Consider the following 21,901-nt stretch of genomic DNA (forward strand, 5'->3'; position numbering starts at 1 on the left):
CGAGAATAGTCGAGCGCGAGCGGCAGTGATAGAAAAAACTGTTGGGTGAATACAGAACAAAAAGGTGGAAGCGGACTTGCTCGCGAAGGCAGTGCGTCAGCCAATGAAATGTTGACTGTCACTCCACAATCGCGTGCAAGCCCGCCCCCACCTTTTGATCGGCGACAGGCTTCAGCGCGCAGCGCCTAATTGGCCCTTCTCATCAGAGAACACAATTTCCACACGACGGTTCTGGGCGCGGCCTCGTTCGGAGGCGTTGGCTTCCACGGGGTACTGGTCGCCGTAGCCTTCAACCTGGATGCGTTTTTCGTCGATGCCCAGGTCGATCAGCACGTCGGCGACTGCCTGTGCACGATCACGGGACAGCTTGAGGTTTTCCTGTTCGCCGCCGGTGTTGTCGGTGTAGCCCTCGATGCGCACCACGCGCTTGGGGTTCAGCTGCAGGAACTGCACGATCTTCAACACAGTGCGGTTGGCCGAGTTTTGCAGCTCCGAGTCACCGGTGTCGAACAGCACATCACCCAAGGTCATCACCAGGCCGCGATCGGTCTGGGTGGTGGTCAAGCTGGCGATTTGCTCTTCGAGCCACTTGCCCTGCTGCTGCACACTGGCCAGCTTGTTTTCACGCAGCGCCAGTTGCAGGCGTTGGCGCTCCAGTTCGAGCTTGGTACCGCGCTCGGCGTTTAGGCCTTGCTCGGTGTGTTCGCGGGCGATGGCACTGTAGCGCTGGCTCAGGTAGGCGTAATGCACCACATCAGCACCGCTGCCCCAGTAGCTGGACAGGCGATCAGCGCGGGCCAGGGATTCACCGGCGCGAATCACATCCTTAGGCGCAAAACGCAGTACGTTGGCGTCTTCCTTGACCTTCTGAAAATCACTGCCGGCCTGCTGCAATGCCTGCTCGCTATTGGGTTGGCTGGCGCAACCGCCCAGGGCAGCGCTGCCCACCAGCAGCACACAGCTCAAACCACGGATCATCGGGCTCATTGGGCTTCTCCCAACTGCAATTGCTTACGCAGACGGGTGATGCGGGTATTGAGCACGTTCAATTGCTCCTGGCTCTTGCGGGTCAGAATTTTCGCTTCGGCGAGGCGCGCGTCCAGCTCGGCCTGTTCGGCCCGCATACGCGCATGCTTGTAGGATTGGTCAGCCATATCGGCCTTGGCCCTGGCGAACTTGTCTTCGGCCAGCTTAAGTTCCGGCGACTCATCGGTGCTGGCACCTACGGCGCCGGCTTGCTCCAAGGCTTGCTGGGTGAGGCGTATTTGTTCATTCGGCGCAGGATCAGCTGCACATCCCGCCAAAGCGACAACGGCGAGGGCCGCGAAAAGAGGTCGAAGAGTCACTGTAAATCCTTACTTTGCTGGGGTGCCGACGGGTTGCTGCAATTGCGCTTTCCAGCGTTCGAGGTTGCGCTGCAATGCGGCTTGCGCGGCACCGGACGCGGGCAATTCTGTCATCTTTTTGGCCAGCTGTCCGCGCAGCCACGGATCGTTGCAGGCGGAGTTGTGGGAAATTGCCAGGTACAGGCCAGGCTGATCGACCGGCACATCGCGAGCAATCAAGTCGTTGCTCATGCCCAATGTCTGGGCCATGGCCATGCCGGAATAACGTCCGGCAAGCACATAGTCGACATCCCCCAGCAGCAGTTTCTGAAAGGCCGGCGTCAAGCTGGGCAGGCGTTGCAGGCTGAGTTGCTGGGCGGCGAAGGTCTCGAAGCCGGCACTCAAGCGCGCACGCTCGGATACCGCGCCCTTGTGGCCGTGAAGGTCGGCGGCCGTGGTGTAGGGCAGCGGCGAATCCTTGCGAGTCCAGACCAGGTAATCGATCTGTACCAGCGCCGGGTGGATGTAGTCGAGGGTTTCCAGTTCGCCGAGGTTCAGCGGCGCATCGGCGAGGATGTCCATGCGCCCGCTGCGCACTTCATCCAATGCCACGGAGCGTTTGCCGCCGTAGAGCAGGTCGATTTTCAAGCCGAGATCCTTGCCGACTTGTTGCAGCACATCGGCGGTGGCGCCGATCAGGTGCGTCGGGTCTTGGGGGTCGCGCCATAACAGCGGCGGTGCATCCGGGCTTCCGGTCATCACCAGGCGATCACATTTACCGGCGGCCAGCGCCAGGCTTGGCAGCAGCGACAGAGCCAGCAGTACGGGACGCAAATCCATGGCGATATCTCCAGTTGAAAAAGGGCCGCGCAAAAAAAAGCCCGGTCACTCGACCGGGCTCTTTATAAGTGAAGCGGCTGGATTAGACCAGCTTCTCCAACTCGGGTACGGCTTCGAACAAGTCCGCGACCAGGCCGTAATCAGCCACCTGGAAGATCGGTGCTTCTTCGTCCTTGTTGATCGCTACGATCACTTTGGAGTCTTTCATACCGGCCAGGTGCTGGATCGCGCCGGAGATACCGACCGCGATGTACAGCTGTGGCGCAACGATTTTGCCGGTCTGGCCGACCTGCATGTCGTTGGGTACGAAACCTGCGTCGACGGCCGCGCGGGAAGCGCCGACCGCAGCGCCCAGCTTGTCGGCCAGGGCGTACAGGTGCTTGAAATTGTCACCGTTCTGCATGCCACGACCGCCGGAAACGACGATTTTGGCAGCGGTCAGTTCAGGACGATCCGACTTGGCCAGCTCTTCGCCGACAAAGCTGGAAGTGCCAGCGTCGTGAGCAGCGGAGACGGCTTCCACAGCAGCCGAACCGCCTTCAGCGGCAACCGGGTCGAAACCGGTGGCACGTACGGTAATGACTTTTACCGAAGCGTTGGACTGTACGGTGGCAATGGCGTTACCGGCGTAGATCGGGCGCTTGAAGGTGTCGGCGCTTTCGACCGAGATGATCTCGGAGATCTGGTCAACGTCCAGCTGAGCGGCAACGCGCGGCAGGATGTTTTTACCGTTGGAGGTAGCGGCAGCCAGGATGTGGCTGTAGCCAGCGCCCAGCTCTGCAACCAGCGGAGCCACGTTTTCCGGCAGCTGGTGAGCGTAGGCGGCGTTGTCGGCCAGCAGCACTTTGCTCACGCCAGCGATTTTTGCCGCGGCTTCAGCCACGGCGCCAGCGCCTTGGCCGGCTACCAGCACGTGAATGTCGCCACCGATTTTAGCAGCGGCGGCCACGGTGTTCAGGGTCGCTGGAGCCAGCACCTTGTTGTCGTGTTCTGCGATTACCAAGATAGTCATGATTAGATTACCTTCGCTTCGTTTTTCAGTTTCTCAACCAGTTCAGCCACCGACTTGACCTTGATGCCCGCGCTGCGTGCAGCCGGTGCTTCAACCTTGACGGTCTTGTTGGTGGAGGCGGTGGAAACGCCCAAAGCTTCTGGAGTGACCGACTCAAGCGGCTTCTTCTTGGCTTTCATGATGTTTGGCAGGGACGCGTAGCGCGGCTCGTTCAAACGCAGGTCGGTGGTGACGATGGCCGGCAGTTTCAACGACACGGTCTGTGCGCCGCCGTCGATTTCACGGGTCACAGCGACGCTGTCGCCGCTCACTTCGACTTTGGAGGCGAAGGTGCCCTGGCCGTAACCGGTCAGCGCAGCCAGCATCTGGCCGGTCTGGTTGTTGTCACTGTCGATGGCCTGCTTGCCGAGGATCACCAGCTGAGGCTGTTCCTTGTCGACAACGGCTTTGAGCAACTTGGCAACGGCCAGGGAGGTCAGGTCTTCAGCGGACTCGACCAGGATGGCGCGGTCGGCGCCCAGCGCCAGGGCGGTACGCAGCTGCTCTTGAGCAGTGGTCGGGCCGATGGAAACCACGACGATTTCAGTCGCCACGCCTTTCTCTTTCAGGCGTACGGCTTCTTCCACGGCGATTTCGCAGAAAGGGTTCATCGACATCTTGACGTTAGCGAGGTCGACGCCGGAATTGTCCGCCTTGACGCGAACTTTCACGTTGTAATCGACAACGCGTTTGACAGCTACAAGAACCTTCATGGATTCCTCGTTACTCTCCGGTGAAAAGAAAGTCGCCTAGGCGAACCTGGCGGTTGATGCTCATCGGCACACAAGGGCACCTCCAAAAACCTCGGCATGTGACACAGCGATGGGCGAATAATGACCGTTCGTCAGTGGTGACTGAGAGGTCATTCCTTATCGCGACGTGTAAACTGCGCGCCATTCATTAAGCGCGCGCCACGTATTTTGCCGTTGCCCTGCTTTTGGACGTGCTCTTGAAACCTGCGGTGTGCCTACGGTTAGCGCAAAACCGACCGTATATTGACCGGAACGCCTATTCTGGTCAATACGCCAAAATAGCCAGTCATAAGCCGCGTTGCTTTGATTTACCTAGCTTCCAAGCAATTCAAACAAACGTTTGTATTGGACGCTGCCAGTGGTGTAGATATAATGCGCCACCTAGAGAGAAAGGTGGGTCTTGCCGTTGCTGCAAGACGATACCGAACCTCCACCCATTAGAAAAAAAAGCCTGTTGAGCCTTGAGTAGGAGATAGCCTGTGGAACGCGAATACATGGAATTCGACGTGGTCATCGTCGGCGCTGGCCCGGCAGGCCTGTCTGCCGCCTGCCGACTGAAGCAGAAGGCCGCCGAAGCCGGTAAAGAAATCAGCGTCTGCGTGGTCGAGAAAGGCTCCGAAGTCGGCGCACATATCCTTTCCGGTGCCGTGTTCGAACCACGTGCCCTGAACGAACTGTTCCCGGACTGGAAGGAACTCGGCGCCCCGCTCAACACCCCTGTAGTGCGCGATGACATCTATGTATTGCGCAGTGCCGACACCTCCACCAAGGTGCCGGACTTCTTTGTGCCCAAGACCATGCACAACGAAGGCAACTACATCATCTCCCTCGGCAACCTGTGCCGCTGGCTGGCCCAACAGGCCGAAAACCTGGGTGTGGAAGTCTACCCAGGCTTCGCCGCCCAGGAAGCGCTCTTCGACGAAAACGGCGTGGTCCGCGGGATCATCACCGGTGACCTCGGCGTCGACCGCGAAGGCAATCCGAAAGAAGGCGTCTACACCCCCGGCATGGAACTGCGCGGCAAGTACACGCTGTTCGCCGAAGGCTGCCGCGGCCACATCGGCAAGCAGTTGATCCAACGTTTCAAACTGGACAGCGACGCTGACGCCCAGCACTACGGCATCGGCCTCAAGGAAATCTGGGAAATCGACCCGGCCAAGCACCAACCAGGCTTGGTCGTCCACACCGCCGGTTGGCCGCTGGACATCATGAGCAACGAGAACACCGGTGGCTCGTTCCTTTATCACCTGGAAAACAACCAGGTGGTGGTCGGCCTGATCGTCGACCTGTCCTACAGCAACACTTTCCTGTCGCCGTTCGATGAATTCCAGCGCCTCAAGCACCACCCGGTTCTGGCTCAGTACCTGGAAGGCGGCAAGCGCATCAGCTACGGCGCCCGCGCCCTGGCCAAAGGCGGCATCAACTCGTTGCCGAAGATGGTCTTCAAGGGCGGTGCATTGATTGGCTGTGACCTGGGCACCATGAACGTGGCCAAGATCAAAGGCAGCCACACGGCGATGAAGTCCGGCATGCTCGCGGCAGATGCCGTGGCCGAGCGCCTGTTTGCCGAATCCGAAGGCGGCGACGAGTTGACCAACTACGTCGACAGCTTCAAAGCCAGCTGGCTCTATGAAGAACTGTTCGCCAGCCGTAACTTCGGCCCGGCGATGCACAAATTCGGCCCGATCATCGGCGCCGGCTTCAACTGGTTCGACCAGAACATCCTCGGCGGCAAAATGCCGTTCACCCTGCACGACACCAAGCCGGACTACGCGTGCCTGAAGCTGGCCAAAGACAGCAAGCAGATCAATTACCCGAAACCCGACGGCAAGTTGAGCTTCGACAAGCTGAGTTCGGTGTTCATCTCCGGTACCAACCATGAAGAAGAACAGCCGTGCCACCTGAAGTTGAAAGACCCGAGCATCCCGATCGGCACCAACCTGCCGCTCTACGATGAACCGGCGCAGCGCTACTGCCCGGCCGGCGTGTATGAAGTAATCACCCAGGAAGACGGCGAGAAGCGCTTCCAGATCAACGCCCAGAACTGCGTGCACTGCAAGACCTGTGACATCAAGGACCCTTCGCAGAACATTACCTGGGTAACGCCGGAAGGCGCGGGTGGGCCGACTTATCCGAATATGTAAGTCGATTGCTTGACCTGAAAGGCTCCCGGACGGGGGCCTTTTTTGTGGCCGGCATAAATCGAATGTGGGACCCGCTTTCTGTGGGAGCCAGGCTTGCCCGCGATGCAGGCGACTCGGTCTGTCAGTAAAACTCAGCGGATGCCATCGCAGGCAAGCCAGCTCCCACATTGACCGAGTTGTATCGACAGAACCTAGGCCGCGCGCTCTTCACCCGGATTGCGCAGGAAGTAGCGCTTATATTCGCGACTGAACTGCGACGTACTCTGATACCCCACGCTGTGCGCCGCCTGCGCCACGCTCAGGCCGTCCACCAACAGTAACTGTTGAGCCTTGAGCAAGCGCAGACGCTTCAGGTACTGCACCGGCGACAACAACGTGCAGCGCTTGAAATGCTCATGAAACGTCGACGCACTCATGTGCGCATACCCCGCCAGCGTCTCGATATTCAAAGGCTCGGCGTAATGGGCATGCAGGTGATTCAACGACGTGGCGATTCGCGAAAACTGCCCCTGCTGCTCCACCAAGGCGCGCAACACATCCGCCTGCGGCCCGCGCAGCGCCGTGAACAACAACTCGCGCACCCGCGCCGGGCCCATGATCCGGCTCTCCAGCGGATCGTGCAGGCATTGCAACAGCCGCTCGACGCAACCGCGCATTGCGTCATCGAGCACCACCGAGCTCATCGACTCCAGGGTCTGCGCCGTCGGCGGCGGCCCTGCCTGAATGCCCATGGCCATCACCAACTCGCCCAGCACCACGCGGTCTATGCCGACCGTAACGCCATACAGCGGCGCATTCGGCAGGGCAAAGGTCTCGCACTCGAAGGGCACCGGCATCGCCTGGATCAGGTAGTGCCCCGCGCCATACTCCAGCGTACGCGGGCCCAGATAGGCAACTTTGCTGCCCTGGGCGACGATCATCAGGCTCGGTTCATAAATCTGTGGCCCGCGCGCCACGTCACAACTGGCGCGCAAGACCTGCACGCCCGGCAGGTTGGTCGGGGAAAAACCGTCGCGGGGCGTCAGCCCCTTGATCAAGGCAACCAGCGTGGCGTTGGCGTCGAGATGGCGGGTCAACAACATGGCAAAAAACTTCGCGAAAAAGGGATGAGAACATCATCGCAGGTCTGAGGGCACATAAATCCAAACACAGGGCACTCCCGGACGAATAGGCATGAGGTTCGGAGCAATCGCCATGGCCGCAGCCAGGCCCGGCGCGGAGAATGCGCCACCTCCCTAGTCAGTCCTTTTGCGAGGTTTCTTCATGTATACCGCCATCGGTTATGCCGCCCAGTCGGCGACCACTCCCCTCGCCCCCATGTCCTTCGAACGTCGCAGCCCGCGCGCCGATGACGTGGCCATCGAAATCCTCTACTGCGGTGTGTGCCACTCCGACATCCACCAGGCCCGCAATGAATGGGGTATTGCCGTGTACCCGCTGATGCCGGGCCACGAGATCGTCGGCAAAGTCACCGCCGTCGGCGCCAGCGTTACCGCGCATAAAGTCGGCGACCTGGTTGGCGTCGGCTGCATGGTCGATTCGTGCCGCCACTGCGACGCCTGCCAGGCGGACCTGGAGCAATATTGCCTCGAAGGCCCGACCATGACTTACGCGACTCCGGACCGCGTCGATGGCAGCAACACCATGGGCGGCTACTCCGACAGCATCGTGGTCAGCGAACACTTCGTGGTGAAGATCCCGGCCAAGCTCGACCTGGCCAGCGCCGCGCCGATTCTCTGCGCCGGCATCACCACTTACTCGCCGCTCAAGCATTACGGCGTAAAGGCTGGCGACAAAGTTGGCGTACTGGGCATGGGCGGCCTGGGCCACATGGGCATCAAGTTCGCCAAGGCGATGGGCGCAGAAGTGACGCTGTTCACCCGCTCCGCCAGCAAGGCCGAGGAAGGCCGTCGCCAGGGTGCCGACCATGTGATCGTGTCCACCGACGCCGAGCAGATGAAAGCCGCCGCCGGGCACTTCGACTTCCTGCTGGACACCATTCCGGTGCAGCACGACGTGAACCCCTACCTCGACGTGCTGCGCTTTGACGGCGTGCATATCCTGGTCGGTTTGATCGAGCCAGTGGACCCGCCGGTGAATGCGGCCAAGCTGGTGTTGGGGCGTAAAGTGCTGGCCGGCTCCTTGATCGGCGGCATTGCCGAAACCCAGGAAGTCCTGGATTTCTGCGCCGAGCACAACATCACCTGTGACATCGAAATGCTCGATATCCGCCAGATCAACGAGGCCTATACCCGCATGATCGCCGGTGATGTGAAGTACCGCTTTGTCATCGACATGGCGACCCTGAAGGCCTGATCAGGCCTTCGCGCCCAACTCCGCGGACAGCCGGGCTGCGACCTGCTTGATCACAGGAATCAGCTCGGCCATTTTTTCCAGCGGCATATAGGGCACGGTACTGGCGATGCTGATGCCGGCGACGATTCGCCGGCTGGCATCGCGCACCGGTGCCGCCACACACCGGATCGACGGTTCGTTGTCTTCCAGATCGAACGCATACCCCCCCACCACGTATTCGCGCATGCGCTGCTCGAATTGCGCCCAGGATTGTTCCGGGTGCTGCGGCCATTGCAGGCTTTTCCCGCCGGCAGGCAGGCTGACTTCGTACAGACGCTGCCACTCCTCGACCGCGTCATCCAGCAGCAACGCCTTGCCGATACCGGTGCGCGCCAACGGCATGCGATGGCCGACCCGCGAGCGCATTTCCGGGCCGTTGCGGCCGGGATTCTTGTGCAGGTAGAGCACGTCGTCGTATTCGCGAATGGCCAGGTGGATGGTGTCGCCGGTCAGCGCCGACAGCTCATCCAGATAAGGCACGGCCAGGCTCACCAGAGGCAGTTCTTCACGGGCCTGGAAACCCAACTCGATCAACTTCGGCCCCAGCAGGTAACCGACTTGCGGCACCACACGCAGGTAACGCTCCTCCACCAGGCAACTGGCCAGGCGGTGGGTGGTGCTGCGGGTGGTGCCGATGCGCCTGGCGATCTCTTTCAGATCGCGTGCACCGGCCGCCACCGCTTGCACCACGCCCAGGCCACGCAACAAGGTCTGGGTGCCGGTGGGCGCGGCGTCTTTGACGGGGGTGTGGGCGTTTTCCTGCATATCGGGCCTATTGGGAAGTACGAAAACGGCGCCATTATGGCAAATGCTGAACCTCAATACAGTGGAGATCCAACTGTGGGAGCAGGCTTGCTCGTGAATGCGGTATGTCAGTTTGCACATCTGCGTCTGATACACCGCATTCGCGAGCAAGCCCGCTCCCACATTGGATTTTCAGTGTTGTTGAGACCGGGTTTCTAACGTTGCTTCATACGGTCGATAATCACCGCCAGCAACAGGATCGAACCACGGATCACATACTGGTAGAAGGTATCGATGTTCTTCAGGTTCATCGCGTTCTCAATGATCGCCAGAATCAGCACCCCGGCAATCACATGGCGGATCATGCCGATGCCGCCGCTCAGCGACACGCCGCCGAGCACACAGGCGGAAATCACCGTCAGCTCAAACCCCTGGCCGATCATCGGCTGGCCCGAGGTCATGCGCGACGCGAGGATCACCCCGGCCAAGGCGCCGATCAAGCCGTGCACGGCAAAGATGATGATCTTGGTGCGATCAACGTTCACCCCGGCCAGCAACGCCGCTTCCTGGTTACCGCCAATGGCCATGGTGTTGCGCCCGTAGGTGGTGTAGTTGAGCAGCCAGCCGAAGAACACAAAACACAGCACGGTGATGATGATCGGCACCGGCACGCCCATCAGTTGGCCGTTGCCGAACACGAAGAACCGCTCGTCCATCACGCCGACGGCCTTGCCGTTCGAGAAAATGTAGGCCAGGCCGCGCACGATCTGCATGGTCGCCAATGTGGCAATCAACGCATTGATGCGCAACTTGGCGATCACAATCCCGTTGATCAGCCCCACCACCAAGCCCATGGCCAAGGCGGCCGACACGCCGAGCACCACGCTGTCGGTGTCACGAATCACAATCCCCGCCACCACCCCGGCGCAGGCAATCACCGAGCCCACCGATAAGTCGAAGTGCCCGGACGCCAGGCAGAACAACATGGTGCAGGCGGCAATGCCGACCGTGGAAATCGCCAGGCCCAGGCCACGCATGTTGAGCGGCGAAAGGAAGTTGTCGATGAACAGCGCACTGAGTACGAAGATGCTCAACGCCGCGAGCAGCATTACCCAGTCATCAAGAAACTTGCGCTGGTTGAAACCCGGCCAGAAGCCTTTTGCAGTTTTTACCTGGGACATCATTCACCTCGAATTCTTCAAGCCCGCGTACGCGGAAGTGCCAGTTGCAATAGCTGTGCTTCGTCCGCGTGTTCGCGGTTCAACTCGCCGGTCAGCACGCCTTCACTCATCACCAGGATGCGGTCGGAGATGCCCATCACTTCCATCAGGTCGCTGGACACCACGATCACCGCAATGCCGCTGGCCGCCAGGTTGTGGATGATCTGGTAAATCTCCGACTTGGCGCCGATGTCGATGCCGCGGGTCGGTTCGTCGAGCAGCAACACCTTCATCGGCATCGACAACCAGCGGCCGAGAATGGCCTTCTGCTGATTACCGCCGGACAGGTACATGATTTTCTGTTGCGCGTTCGGCGTTTTGACTTTCATCGCCTTGATCTGCTGGTCGGCGTTGCCTTTCTCCCAGCCCTCACGCAGCAGCCAGCCAAACCTGGAATGGGCACCGCGTGCGCTGATATTGATGTTCTCAGCCACACTGGACAGCGGAATGATGCCCTCCTTCTTGCGGTCTTCCGGGCACAGCAGCACGCCCCCGGCGATGGCGTCGCGCGGCGAGCGCAAGTGCAGCGGCTGCCCACACAGTTCGAGTTGCCCGGCCGTGCTGCGCACCAGCCCGCTGAGCAGGCGCAGCAGTTCGGTGCGCCCTGCCCCGACCAGCCCGAACAGCCCAAGAATCTCGCCCTTGTGCACCTGCAGGCTGACCGCTTCACGCAGCCCCGGGCCAAGCAAACCCTCGACCTTGAGCGCCACTTCACCGCGTTCGCGCGGGCGGTAATCGTAGATGTCCTGGATGTCGCGACCGACCATGCAGGTCACCAGTTGGTCGTGGGTCAGCGCGGCCATGTCGTCAAAGGTGCGCACAAAACGGCCGTCCTTGAACACCGTCACCGCATCGCAAATACGGAACACTTCTTCCATGCGATGCGACACATACAGCACCACTTTGCCCTCATCGCGCAGGCGCGTGATGATTGCCATCAGCCGGTCGATTTCCCGCGCCGACAAACTGCTGGTGGGCTCGTCGAAGGCAATCACATGGGCGCCACGGGACAACGCCTTGGCGATCTCCACCAGTTGGCGCTGGCCCAGGGACAGCCGCCCGAGCTTTTCCTGCGGGTCGATTTCATCGGCCAGTCCTTTGAGACATGCCAACGCCTGCTTGCGCAGCAGGCCGCCGTTGACCACCCCGAAACGCGACGGCAGATGCCCGAGAAACAGGTTCTCCGCCACGGTCATTTCCGGCACTAGGTGCAGCTCCTGATGGATCACCGCAACACCACTGGCAATGCTGTCGGCGGCGGATTTGAAGTCCATCGTCTGCTCGCCGATCTGTACCGTACCGCTGCTCGGAATGTAGGCGCCACCAAGGATCTTGAGCAGCGTGGACTTGCCCGCGCCGTTCTCGCCCATCAGCGCGTGCACCGAGTGCGGCCGCGCTTCAAAGCTGATCTGCGCCAGGGCTTTGACCCCGGGAAATTCCTTGCCGATGCCGTTGAAGCGCAGGGCCGCGCCGGTCATTTCCACAGACCGATTTTGCTCAACTCTTCCTTGAAGTTGGCGCGCGTGATCAGGGTGACGTTATCCAGGGCGGTGAACTTGGCAGGCTCGGTGCCTTTGGTGACCCACGTGAACATCGCGCTGGCGGTTTTGTAGCCTGACGCGTCAGGGCTGAGCAGCATTGAACCGTAGAACCCGGTGTCGGATTTTTTCAGCTCTTCAATCGCGTCCGTGCCGTTGATGCCGACCCCGATGACGTTGGCCGCCTTGAACCCGGCGCTTTCTGTGGCGCGCACGCCGCCGAGTACGGTGCTGTCGTTCATGCCGCCAATGAGCAGGTTTTTCGCGCCGCTGGGCAGTTTCACCAGGGCTGAGTTCGTGGCGTCCATGCTGCCCGGCACGTCGAGGGTTTTCTGTGCGCTGAACAGGATGTGGTCGGCCGGCAAGCCGGCGGCCTTGAGGCCTTCTACCGAACCGTCGGTGCGTTTCTTGCCGGTTTCCAGCTCGTCAAAGGTGTTGATGACGGCGTAGGTGTCCTTCCAGTCCCAGTTGCGATGCTTGGCTTCGGTGGCCATGGCCTCGCCTTGTTTCTGGCCGATTTTGTAGGCGTCCAGGCCGACATAGGGCACGTCTTCCATGGGCTTGCCTTTGGCGTCGACGAACCGGTCGTCCACCGCCAGCACTTTCAAACCGTTGAGCTTGGCCTTGGCCATGATCGCAGGGCCCAGGGACACGTCCGGCGGGCAGATCACAAAGCCCTTGGCGCCGTTGGCAGCAAGCGTGTCGATAGCGGAGAGGGTTTTCTCACCGTCGGGCACGGCGATCTTGATCACGGTAAAGCCCTGGTCTTTGCCGGCTTTTTCGGCGAACGCCCATTCGGTCTGGAACCAGGGTTCTTCGGCTTGCTTGACCAGAAAGCCGATCTTCACTTCTTCGGCGGATGCAAAGCCGCTGACCGCGATCGCAAGTGCCAGGGTGCCGAGTGTCTTCTTAAACATGAACCACCTCTTGTTGGATTTAGTCGTGGTACATCACAGAACGCCCGCCATCGATCATCAGGCAGGTTGCATTGATAAACGGCGCTTCGTCAGTCGCCAGGAACAGCGCCGTCATCGCCACCTCTACCGGCTGGCCGATACGCTTGGGCGGGTGCAAATCGAAGGCGCGCTGACGCTCGGCGTGCGGGTCAGGAAAACCGTTCCAGTAATCGACATTGAGCTGAGTTTCGATATACCCAGGGGCGATGGCATTTACGCGGATGCCCCTGGACGCGTATTCGATGCCCAGGGCGCGCGTGAGCCCGAGCAGGCCGTGCTTGGCGACGGGATAGGGAAAACAGCCGGGGATGATGTGGCTGGAATGGGTGGAGGCGATGTTGATGATGTTGCCGATGCCCTGCTCGATCATCAAGGGCAACACTGTGCGGCAGCCGAACCAGGCGCCATCAAGGTCAATGGCGAAACAGCGGCGCCAGTCTTCGTCGGTCATCTGCAAGGGGTCACGGAACACGTTAACGCCTGCGCAATTGACCAGCACATCCACGCGACCAAAGCGCTCAATGGCCAGGTTGACCAGCGACTGCCACTGCTCTTTGGAGGTGATGTCGACCGCTTGCGCGACGATTTGCGCACCGCGTTCGCGCCAATGCGCGGCGACTTTTTCGACTTTTTCGGCCTGGATATCCGCGATCACCAGGCGTGCCTGCTGAGCCTGGAAACAGGCGACGATCGCCTCGCCAATGCCTTGGGCGGCACCGGTGATGATCACCACTTTGTGCTTCAACCGCTCGCCATAGGTAGGCGCGGGTACGGCGGGTAATGACAACGGTTGGGGCTGCATCGCTTCACCTGTTTTATTTTTGGTAGTGAGTGCTGATGCAGCCGACTATAAACCCATCATTTGAAATATCTCAATATATAAATTTGCATCCCATATATTGGAATAAACTCAAAAAAATGTGCGAGCAGGCTTGCTCGCGAATGCGCCGGGTCAGTCAATCAATCATTGGCTGAACGACCGCATTCGCGAGCAAGCCCGCTCCCACAGGTTGATCTTCAGTGTTTACGACGCAGGGTTTCAGCCGATGGCGAAATCGCGCAGCGCGTCACCTTCCATGCGGTAGCGCACCCACTCTTCCTGCGGCTGGGCGCCGATCGATTTGTAGAAGGCAATCGCCGGCTCGTTCCAATCCAGCACGCTCCATTCAAACCGCCCGCAGCCGTTATCACAGGCAATCTTGGCGAGGTGGCGCAAGAGCTTTTTGCCCGCCCCGCCGCCGCGTTGCTCGGGGTTGATATAGAGGTCTTCGAGGTACAGGCAGTTGCTGCCCAACCACGTGGAATAGCTGAAAAAGAACACCGCAAAGCCAATCGGCAAGCCGTCCCGCGAACAGATCAGGCCATGGGCGGTGGCACCCTCGCTGAACAGGCTGCGCTCGATATCCACCACACTGGCGATCACTTCATGTCGGGCCTTTTCGTACGCGGCAAGCTCGGTGATGAACGTCAGGATCTGCGCAGCATCGCTGGGCACGGCGGGGCGAATCTCGATGGTCATGGGCGGCTCTTGGGCAAATTCAAAGCCCACATATTAAGGCGGTTTGATGACGGATTGCAGTGCAATTTCGCGGTGACCGGGGCGCTTTACTCCGTCGCGCGGTAACCCGAGCACCACCAACCACAGAACAATCCGCCGGGCCGTGCATGCTAAACAGAGCGCATCAATCCAACGATTCGAGACTTGCTCATGCACGCCACGCCCGCGGTGGGCGCGAAGACATTCGCGCTGTTCTGCCTAGCCAGCTTCCTGTTGTCACTGTCCTACGGCTCGACGTTTCTGCTGTCGCTGCTGGTTCATTCGCGCGGCGGGAACGAGCATGATGCCGGCAGCGTGATTTCCATGGCGATGCTCAGCACGTTTGTGGCGGTGGTGTGTTGCGGGCATCTGGCCGATGCCGTGGGCGCGGCACGGGCTATCGCGGGGATGGGCGTGTTGCTGGTGGTGGCCAGCCTTGGGTTTGCGCTGACGCCGGGTGTTGGTCAAGGCCTGATGCTGTTCGGGCTGTCCCTGGGGTTGGGCTGGGGCGTGTTCTACACCCTGGGCCCGATCATCGTGACACTGCTGGTGGCGCCCCCTCAGCGGGCCAAATACTTTGCGCTGCTGTCGGGCAGCATGTTGAGCGGGATCGGTGCCGGCCCTTTGCTCGGGCGCGCCGCCAGTGCATTGGACCTGCCGCTTACAACGGCCTTCTATATTGCGGGGTTCGCCAGCCTCGCGGGCGTCGTGATGTTCTGGCGCCTGGGCGCACACCTCAACCATCACGCAAATGTGCCCACAGCGAGGATTTCCTGGGCCTCCAGCCGTCGAGTGCTGTCATCCAAAGCTGCATTCGCGATCCTGATGGTCGGCCTGGGTGGCTGTGTATTTGGCGGGCTGTCATCGTTCCAGACCAGCTATGCAGCGGCCCATGGGTTGGACTATTCGTTGTTTTTCGCCGGGTTCCTGAGTGCCGCCATCACCAGCCGCCTGTTGATCGCCGGCCACGTGGTCAAGCGTGATGCCTACCGGGCCGCCTGTGTGTTATCCGGGATCATGCTCGGCGCTATCGCACTGTTTGCATTTGGTGTCAGCGGTAACTTCAGCTACCTGCTGGCGGCTGCCATGTTGGGGGTGGGCTATGGCCTCACGTATTCCGTGATTAATGGACTGGTGGCCAGCGAGGCGCCGCCCGGCACTACGTCCCAGGCATTGCTGCTGTTCAGCCTGGCGTACTTTATCGGCGTGTTCGGGTTTCCCTGGCTGGCCGGCAAGCTCATCGTCGACTACGGCCTGCCGACGCTGCTGGCGAGTGTGCTGGGCGTGGCCGTGCTCAACTGGCTGATCACGGTGGCGCGGTTGATCTGGCGCCAGCGCTTGGCACATAAAATCTTACAGGTAACTTGATACCGTTCGTCGCCATCAAGGCACGAACCGGAAACGGGCGCGGACCAATCAAGGGTAAGGACATTAATCATATGGAGACACCCCATGAAGCATTCCAAGTTTGCCGCCCTCGCCCTCACCGGTCTGCTGTCCGCCGCCTCGCTGAACGCCTTCGCCGCGACCTCGTCGACCGGCAAGACTGACCCCGTCGGCAGCCCGCCAAGCCCTGCCACCCAGGAATCCCAGAATTCGATGGGGACCGGCCTCGACACCAATGGTGGCGCGATCATCGACAACGGCGCTGACCCACGCACCAAAGGCAACGATACCCAACGCCAGGCACCGGCAGCGGTGGGCAACGGCAAAATGGGCCCTGGTATCAGCAATGAGCCGAAGGTCAATAAAGGCGATGACAACAACATCCCCGGCGCACCGAAACAACCCGCGCCTTAATGCATCGATAGCAGCACTGACACCCGATCATTTCCCAGTGAAGAGGTACACATGAACGTCGATAGAAACCTTGAAAAAGAAGTCCTCACCCGCCTGCTGCACGCCCACCCGCACGGTTTGGGCAAGGAGGTTTTGGATAACTACCGCGGCGAGAAGGAGGTTGCCAGTGTCTTGGCCTTCCTGCAGGACCGTGGGCTTATCAAGGATGGGCATGTGACCACCGACGACGCCGGTGAATATTCGTTGAACCTGCCGATCAAGCTGACCGCGTCCGGTGTGGACGAGGCGCGCAAATTGGAAGGTGAAAGCCGTCACTGATGCATGTTGCCTGGCCTGGCCCTGGCGACAGGGCCAGTGGCCGTAGTGCAATGCCGCTTGCAAGCAAAGCCACCGATACCGCCAGACAGGCGCGCAAGGCTGCGCGTATCGAAGCGTGAGAAAGATCAGCCATTCAACCCCCTTGTGCTAGCGGGTTTGCTTGCGAATGCGCAGTGACAGTCAACCAAGATGTCGACTGACACCGCGCCTTCGCGAGCAAGCCCGCTCCCACAGGTTGAGCTGAGTTGCCAGTGAGATCAGCGGTGTGCCGACACCAGCAGCATCATCGGGCGCTCTTGTTCTTCCGCCAGTTCTGGCCGCGCCATCAGGTCCGCTTCGCTTGGGCCCCACTCCTCGATATGACTCAACGCAAACCCCGCCTGAATCAACAGATTGAGCAACGTGCCCAGCGTACGGTGCTGCTTGATCACGCCATCGGCCAGCCAGTTGGTGACGCGTGGCCCTTCGATTTGATAGCCATCCACCGGCCAACTTTTTCGGCCTTGATCATCGACCAGCCACCCAGGATTGCGCGGTGACATGAAAATAGGATGCTCGATGGAAAACACCAGTCGCCCGCCGGGCACCAGCGCCTGGTGGATACGCTCGAACAGGCCCTTGAGGTCGACGATGTAATGGAACGCCAGGGAGCTGTAGGCCAGATCGAATGAGGCCGCCGGCAGGTCAAGTTGCTCCAGGTCGGCAACCGTGTAGGTGATACCCGCTGCCGAGGTCATCTCTTTGGCCCGCGCCAGCATCTTGTGCGACACGTCCAGACCGAGCACGTGCGCAGCGCCCTGCTCCTGAGCCCAGCGACTGAACCAGCCATAGCCACAGCCCAGGTCCACCACGCTCAAGCCAGCCATCGCTGGCAGCTGTGCCTGCAACGCAGGCCACTCCGGCGCACCGGCCAGGCCTTCGACCGAGCGGCCCATCTTACTGTAGCCCTCGAAGAAGGCGGGCGTGTCGTAGATATTCTGCGTCATTGCGTTGCTCCGTGCTGAGGACCGCCTATTTTGCCAACAATGCATCCACTTCGTCAGCCCCGGGCGACGTCGCCGGGCCCCAGCGCGTGACCGCCAGCGCTGCCGCGGCATTGGCCCGGCGTGCCGCCGCAGCAGGCGCCAAGCCCTTGGCCAACCCGGCCAGAAACACACCGGCATGGGCATCGCCAGCGCCGTTGCTGTCCACCGCGTGCACCTTGAAACCCGGCACATGCTCCGCCTTGCCTTGACGGCTCACCCAGCAGCCATTGGGCCCATCGCGCACCACCAGCAAGGCTTCGGCGGGCAGGTGACGATTGAGCGCCAGCAGCGCCTCGGCCAGCGTCCCGGCGCCGGTAAACGCAAGGGCTTCCGGGCCGTTGCTGGTCCAGATATCGATACGCGGCAGCAAAACAGTCATCAAGGCCGAATCCGGCGCCTTGACCAACGGCCCCGGGTCGAACACCACGGTGATTTCACGCGGCAGCGCCAGCAGCCAATGGAGCAAGGCCTGGGCCTTGCCTTCGAGCAACAAACTGTAGCCGCTGACGTACACATAATCGTCCGCGCGCGGTAACACGCCGGCCAAATCCTCAGCCCTCAAGTCACCTTCAGCGCCGATGTGGGAAATGAAGGTGCGCTCAGTGGTGGCCTCAGTCAGCGACACACACAAACCCGTGTCTTTATCGTCGCTGGCTTCCTGAACCATCTCCACACCTTCGGCCTGCATGGCCGCGCGGGCCAGGTCGCCGAAGCGCCCTGTTCCATGGCGCCCGAGGTAGACCACCGGCAAACCATTGCGCCGCGCGGCTGCCATCACGTTGAAGCCACCGCCGGCTTCGAAACTGGCCGATTGCGCCAGCACATCGCCGCCCGTCGCGGGCAAGGTATCGAGGGCCATGACCAGGTCGACGATGACCTGGCCGGTGTGCAGCAATCTAGACATTGGGGCTCTCTACTAACGCTGAACGACGGTCGGCCGCGCCGCCCATTACGGCATAACTACCGCCGGCCACCAGGAAGGTGACAATCCAGCCCAGGCCGTTGTGGCCCAGCCAGGAGTCGGACAATGGCCCGGCGAACCAGATGTTTTCGGCGGTGGTGCCGATAGTGGTGAAGCTGAAACCCAACACGATCGCCACCGCCCAGGCGCCGAATGCACGCCACTCCACGCCGCCACGGTACCAATAGGCACTGCTTGGGCTTACGTCCAACAGGTCCTTGGCGCTGTAGTAGTGGCGGTGAATCAGGTCGACCACGAAGATCCCGACCCACGCGGTGATCGGTACTGCCAGCAGCGAGATGAAGGTGATGAACGGGCCATAGAAGCTGTCGGCGATCAGCATGAAGTAAATCGAACCGGCGAAGATCGCCACAATATCGACGATGACCGCGTGCACGCGCTTGACCTTCAAGCCGAGGGTCAAGGTCGTCAGGCCCGCCGAATACACCGAAAGGTTGTTGGAGAGCAGCAGCCCACCAAACGCGGTGATCAGGTACGGCACGGCCATCCAGGTAGGGAGCATGTCGCGGATCGCGATGATCGGGTCAGTGGCCGAGGCCAGGTCGTTGTTGCCGACCGACAGCAGGCCGCCAAGGGTGATCAGCAGCACCAACGGAATCCCCGCACCAAACGCGGCAGAGGCCACCAGGCGCGCGGCCTTGACGCTGCGGTGCTGGTAGCGCGACATGTCGGCACCGGCATTGGCCCAACCGATACCGGTGCCGGCGGCCATGGTGCCGACGCCGATGATCATCGCGCTCAGCGGCGCCGGGGTGGCATTGAACACCGCGCTCCAGTCGATGGTTGCGCAGAGGAAGCCGCCGACCAGAATATTCAACCCACCGAATACATAGGTAGCCCACTTCTGAATCACCAGCAGCGTGGCGTGGCCCAGGCCGGAAACAGACAAGGTCAGCAGCACGAAAATGGCGATGAATATCAGTGTCAGCACTGGTGCGCTTTTCGCCTCGACCGGCGAATGGAACAGGATCGAACACAGCGACAGCAGCACGAAGGCTGCAGTGGTGGTGTTGACGGTTTCCCAGCCCAGGCGCGACATCAGCGACACCAGAGTCGGGCCGATATTGCCACGCACGCCGAAAATCGCGCGCGACAGGGTCAAGCTCGGTGCACGCCCACGCCGGCCGGCGATGGAGATGATGCCTACCACCGCGAAGGAGCCGGCAGCGCCGAGAATGGCGACGATGATTGCCTGCCAGATTGCCAAGCCACGAAACGCCACCAACGTCGCGCCAAGCGGCAAGCCGAGGATGCTGATGTTAGCGGCAAACCACACCCAGAACAGTTGCAGCGGGTGGCCGTTGCACTCGCTTTCCGGGACCGGTTCGATACCACGTGTTTCCAGTTGCCCGGCGCTTTGGCCGGAAGAAGGGGTGCTCATGAGGGGTGCTCCTGGTGCCTGTATTGTTGTGGTTGTGGCAGATACTCAAAGCTTTAACCGGTCGTCCTGACTCACCTACGATTTAATGTGGGAGCTGGCTTGCCTGCGATAGCGGCCTTCCAGTTGATGCATCAGTGACTGACAGGTCGCTATCGCGGGCAAGCCCGCTCCCACCTTGAGCTGCGGTGCTTAGCGCAGATCAAGCAGCCCCTGCACCAACGGCTGCAAATCCAGGCCGTTGACGGCCTTGACCTGCTCGATCATTGCTTCAGGCCAGCACTGCATCCCCAGGCACGCGCCCAACATGGCGCCGAGAATCGCGGCGATGGTGTCAGTGTCGCCGCCCAGGCTGGCGGCCAGGCACAGGGCCTCAAAGGCATTCATCGCGCCCACCGCCACTTGCTGCGCGAGGGCAAACGACACCACCACCGACTCCTGGGACGCGACGGAGGTGCCGATCAGTTCGTACAGCAAGTCGGCAAACAGGGCTTTGTCGCCGCTGCCGACGCTTAAAGTCCGCGCCCAACTGATGCGGGTGGAAATGCGTCCACCGGCAACCCAGTGACCATGGCCTTCGGCCTGCTGGGCGATTTGGGTGCCGATGTTCAGCGCTTCCCCCAGATCCACCCCGTTGATACCCGCCGAGACCACCGCCGCAACGGCCGCCGCGCTGGAAATCCCCAGGCTGGTGTTGTGAGTGACCTGGCACGCCTGGATCACCGCCTGGATAAACTGCGCCGGATCGCTGACATCCGCGGCAATCCCCACAGGCGTGATGCGCATCGCAGCACCATTGGTGGTGCCGTAGCGCCCGGACTCTTCCGGGGTGTGGCCGGCGAGGATCATGTCGATTGCGCGCTTGGTCGACGGGCCGAGCAAATCCTGCGAACCCTTGGCGCGCATTACGGCTTCCCAATCGATCAGGCGCTGGGCGAGCACCGTCGGCTCGATCTTGCCTGCGCCTTCCACCAGCAACTCGCCGACCAGGATCGCCTGTTCAGTGTCATCGGTGATGGAGCCGGCCGGCATGTTTGGCGCAATGGGTTGGTCGGCGTCGGCGTCTTCCAGGGCGGTGATGGCACCGAAACGCTTTTGCACCTGCTCGCGGCTCAGGGACTGGGTCGGCATGCCCAGAGCGTCGCCCAGGGCCAGACCGTAGAAGGCGCCAAGGGCGCGATTTGCCGAGGTCATTTTGACGCTCCAAACTGCAGATGCAGGCGAAAGTGCAGCGGGTCGAGCAGACTTTCGACGTACTCCATGAAGCGCTCGCGGCGGTCGTAGGTGGTGCGCGAGGCCTTGAGAAACACGGTGCCGGGCGCGCGACCGAGCAACTCAGCGTCTGCATCGCTGAGGGGCTCGGCGCCGATCCATTGGTCACCTTCGGCGCCGATATAACCGTAAGCGGCCAGGGTAATGGTCAGGGAATCGTCGATCAGGCCCACGCGCGGCAAGCCTTCCAGGCCACCGGCAGCGGGCATCAGCGAGCGCTCCAGGGACACGGCAGTGCCGTCCGTGGTGCGCCGACGGCGGTCGAGGGCGATGAATTGGTCACTGCCGAATCGGCTGAGCAGGTCGGGACGGGTCACCGCCTCCAGACGCAGGATGTCAGTGATGACCCGCGCGCCGGTATCCGCCAGGGCCTGGGCCCAGCCGTTGCGTTGGTCGAGCACCATGCCGTCGAAGGTGACGATGGAGCCGACGCCGCTCTGGGTGGCGATATAGTTGCGCCGTTTGAGTTCAGCCAAGGCTTCGCGCAGCGTGCCACGGCTGACCGCGAACTCTTCGGCCAACTGATGCTCGCCCGGCAGCAGGAAACCGTCGGCCATCACTCCGCCCTCGATACGGCGGATGAGCTCGTCGACGACGCGTTTTTTCTTATCAAATCGGACATGTCTAATCATGTACAAATTGATAACCGAAAGCGTCCAGTGCC

At 61.1% G+C, this 21,901-nt stretch carries 22 protein-coding genes; 5 read left to right on the plus strand and 17 right to left on the minus strand.

Annotated features, from left to right (window positions below; translation table 11 throughout):
- Positions 1 to 171: 171 nt before the first annotated feature.
- From A7D21_RS21060 to A7D21_RS21080, 5 genes are all read right to left on the minus strand, one after another.
- On the minus strand, positions 172 to 987 hold the full coding sequence (locus A7D21_RS21060; protein WP_053257532.1) for an OmpA family protein: 816 nt from the start codon (positions 985 to 987) through the stop codon (positions 172 to 174).
- Positions 984 to 1,346: a DUF4398 domain-containing protein gene (locus tag A7D21_RS21065; RefSeq protein ID WP_053257533.1), complete on the minus strand. Its 363-nt coding sequence runs from the start codon at positions 1,344 to 1,346 to the stop codon at positions 984 to 986. Before A7D21_RS21065 ends, A7D21_RS21060 begins: the two co-directional genes overlap by 4 nt.
- 9 nt (positions 1,347 to 1,355) lie before the next feature.
- Positions 1,356 to 2,165: an ABC transporter substrate-binding protein gene (locus A7D21_RS21070; RefSeq protein WP_053257534.1), complete on the minus strand. Its 810-nt coding sequence runs from the start codon at positions 2,163 to 2,165 to the stop codon at positions 1,356 to 1,358.
- A gap of 82 nt (positions 2,166 to 2,247) precedes the next feature.
- Entirely contained in the window at positions 2,248 to 3,177 is a 930-nt protein-coding gene (locus tag A7D21_RS21075; RefSeq protein WP_053257535.1) for an electron transfer flavoprotein subunit alpha/FixB family protein, read from the minus strand.
- 2 nt (positions 3,178 to 3,179) lie between these two features.
- Entirely contained in the window at positions 3,180 to 3,929 is a 750-nt protein-coding gene (locus A7D21_RS21080) for an electron transfer flavoprotein subunit beta/FixA family protein (RefSeq protein WP_017138339.1), read from the minus strand.
- Positions 3,930 to 4,447: 518 nt separating this feature from the next.
- Between A7D21_RS21080 and A7D21_RS21085 the strand changes: the two genes are divergently transcribed.
- Entirely contained in the window at positions 4,448 to 6,112 is a 1,665-nt protein-coding gene (locus A7D21_RS21085; protein WP_069552616.1) for an electron transfer flavoprotein-ubiquinone oxidoreductase, read from the plus strand.
- 191 nt (positions 6,113 to 6,303) lie between these two features.
- Here the strand turns inward: A7D21_RS21085 and A7D21_RS21090 are convergent, their stop codons facing one another.
- Positions 6,304 to 7,194: an AraC family transcriptional regulator gene (locus A7D21_RS21090; RefSeq protein WP_069552617.1), complete on the minus strand. Its 891-nt coding sequence runs from the start codon at positions 7,192 to 7,194 to the stop codon at positions 6,304 to 6,306.
- A gap of 181 nt (positions 7,195 to 7,375) precedes the next feature.
- Here A7D21_RS21090 and A7D21_RS21095 point away from each other — a divergent pair, with 181 nt between their 5' ends.
- Positions 7,376 to 8,428, plus strand: a complete 1,053-nt coding sequence (locus A7D21_RS21095) for an NAD(P)-dependent alcohol dehydrogenase (RefSeq protein ID WP_053257538.1) — start codon at positions 7,376 to 7,378, stop codon at positions 8,426 to 8,428.
- On the opposite strand, the gene A7D21_RS21100 is transcribed toward A7D21_RS21095, so the two are convergent.
- The 6 genes from A7D21_RS21100 to A7D21_RS21125 form a co-directional block, all read right to left on the minus strand.
- The gene (locus A7D21_RS21100) at positions 8,429 to 9,232 is read right to left on the minus strand and encodes an IclR family transcriptional regulator (RefSeq protein WP_053257539.1); all 804 of its coding nucleotides are present in this window, start codon (positions 9,230 to 9,232) and stop codon (positions 8,429 to 8,431) included.
- 194 nt (positions 9,233 to 9,426) lie between these two features.
- Positions 9,427 to 10,392, minus strand: coding sequence for an L-arabinose ABC transporter permease AraH (araH, locus tag A7D21_RS21105; RefSeq protein ID WP_017138344.1), 966 nt, complete (start codon positions 10,390 to 10,392; stop codon positions 9,427 to 9,429).
- A gap of 17 nt (positions 10,393 to 10,409) precedes the next feature.
- Entirely contained in the window at positions 10,410 to 11,909 is a 1,500-nt protein-coding gene (gene araG / locus A7D21_RS21110) for an L-arabinose ABC transporter ATP-binding protein AraG (protein WP_069552618.1), read from the minus strand.
- Complete coding sequence (locus A7D21_RS21115; RefSeq protein WP_069552619.1) at positions 11,906 to 12,886, minus strand: substrate-binding domain-containing protein; 981 nt, start codon at positions 12,884 to 12,886, stop codon at positions 11,906 to 11,908. Before A7D21_RS21115 ends, araG begins: the two co-directional genes overlap by 4 nt.
- 19 nt (positions 12,887 to 12,905) lie before the next feature.
- Complete coding sequence (locus A7D21_RS21120; RefSeq protein WP_069552620.1) at positions 12,906 to 13,727, minus strand: SDR family oxidoreductase; 822 nt, start codon at positions 13,725 to 13,727, stop codon at positions 12,906 to 12,908.
- Positions 13,728 to 13,964: 237 nt separating this feature from the next.
- Positions 13,965 to 14,444, minus strand: coding sequence for a GNAT family N-acetyltransferase (locus A7D21_RS21125; protein WP_069552621.1), 480 nt, complete (start codon positions 14,442 to 14,444; stop codon positions 13,965 to 13,967).
- Between the two features lie 189 nt (positions 14,445 to 14,633).
- Here A7D21_RS21125 and A7D21_RS21130 point away from each other — a divergent pair, with 189 nt between their 5' ends.
- From A7D21_RS21130 to A7D21_RS21140, 3 genes are all read left to right on the plus strand, one after another.
- Positions 14,634 to 15,830, plus strand: coding sequence for an MFS transporter (locus A7D21_RS21130; protein WP_069552622.1), 1,197 nt, complete (start codon positions 14,634 to 14,636; stop codon positions 15,828 to 15,830).
- A gap of 84 nt (positions 15,831 to 15,914) precedes the next feature.
- Entirely contained in the window at positions 15,915 to 16,262 is a 348-nt protein-coding gene (locus tag A7D21_RS21135; protein ID WP_053257545.1) for a hypothetical protein, read from the plus strand.
- Positions 16,263 to 16,313: 51 nt separating this feature from the next.
- A complete protein-coding gene (locus A7D21_RS21140) occupies positions 16,314 to 16,580 on the plus strand; it encodes a hypothetical protein (protein ID WP_053257546.1) in 267 nt (88 codons plus the stop codon).
- A gap of 257 nt (positions 16,581 to 16,837) precedes the next feature.
- On the opposite strand, the gene A7D21_RS21145 is transcribed toward A7D21_RS21140, so the two are convergent.
- The 5 genes from A7D21_RS21145 to A7D21_RS21165 all read right to left on the minus strand — a co-directional run bounded on the left by A7D21_RS21145 (position 16,838) and on the right by A7D21_RS21165 (position 21,869).
- Positions 16,838 to 17,566, minus strand: a complete 729-nt coding sequence (locus A7D21_RS21145) for a class I SAM-dependent methyltransferase (protein WP_069552623.1) — start codon at positions 17,564 to 17,566, stop codon at positions 16,838 to 16,840.
- Between the two features lie 25 nt (positions 17,567 to 17,591).
- Entirely contained in the window at positions 17,592 to 18,509 is a 918-nt protein-coding gene (locus A7D21_RS21150; protein WP_069552624.1) for a PfkB family carbohydrate kinase, read from the minus strand.
- On the minus strand, positions 18,502 to 19,968 hold the full coding sequence (locus A7D21_RS21155) for a cytosine permease (RefSeq protein WP_053257549.1): 1,467 nt from the start codon (positions 19,966 to 19,968) through the stop codon (positions 18,502 to 18,504). Before A7D21_RS21155 ends, A7D21_RS21150 begins: the two co-directional genes overlap by 8 nt.
- A gap of 189 nt (positions 19,969 to 20,157) precedes the next feature.
- Positions 20,158 to 21,159, minus strand: a complete 1,002-nt coding sequence (locus A7D21_RS21160; protein ID WP_069552625.1) for an ADP-ribosylglycohydrolase family protein — start codon at positions 21,157 to 21,159, stop codon at positions 20,158 to 20,160.
- Positions 21,156 to 21,869, minus strand: a complete 714-nt coding sequence (locus A7D21_RS21165; RefSeq protein ID WP_053257551.1) for a GntR family transcriptional regulator — start codon at positions 21,867 to 21,869, stop codon at positions 21,156 to 21,158. The genes A7D21_RS21160 and A7D21_RS21165 overlap by 4 nt, the downstream gene beginning before the upstream one ends.
- Between the last annotated feature and the right edge of the window lie 32 nt (positions 21,870 to 21,901).

Origin of the sequence: Pseudomonas sp. AP19 (genome assembly GCF_001728855.1) — a bacterium.
Taxonomy (GTDB): Bacteria; Pseudomonadota; Gammaproteobacteria; order Pseudomonadales; family Pseudomonadaceae; genus Aquipseudomonas; species Aquipseudomonas fluorescens.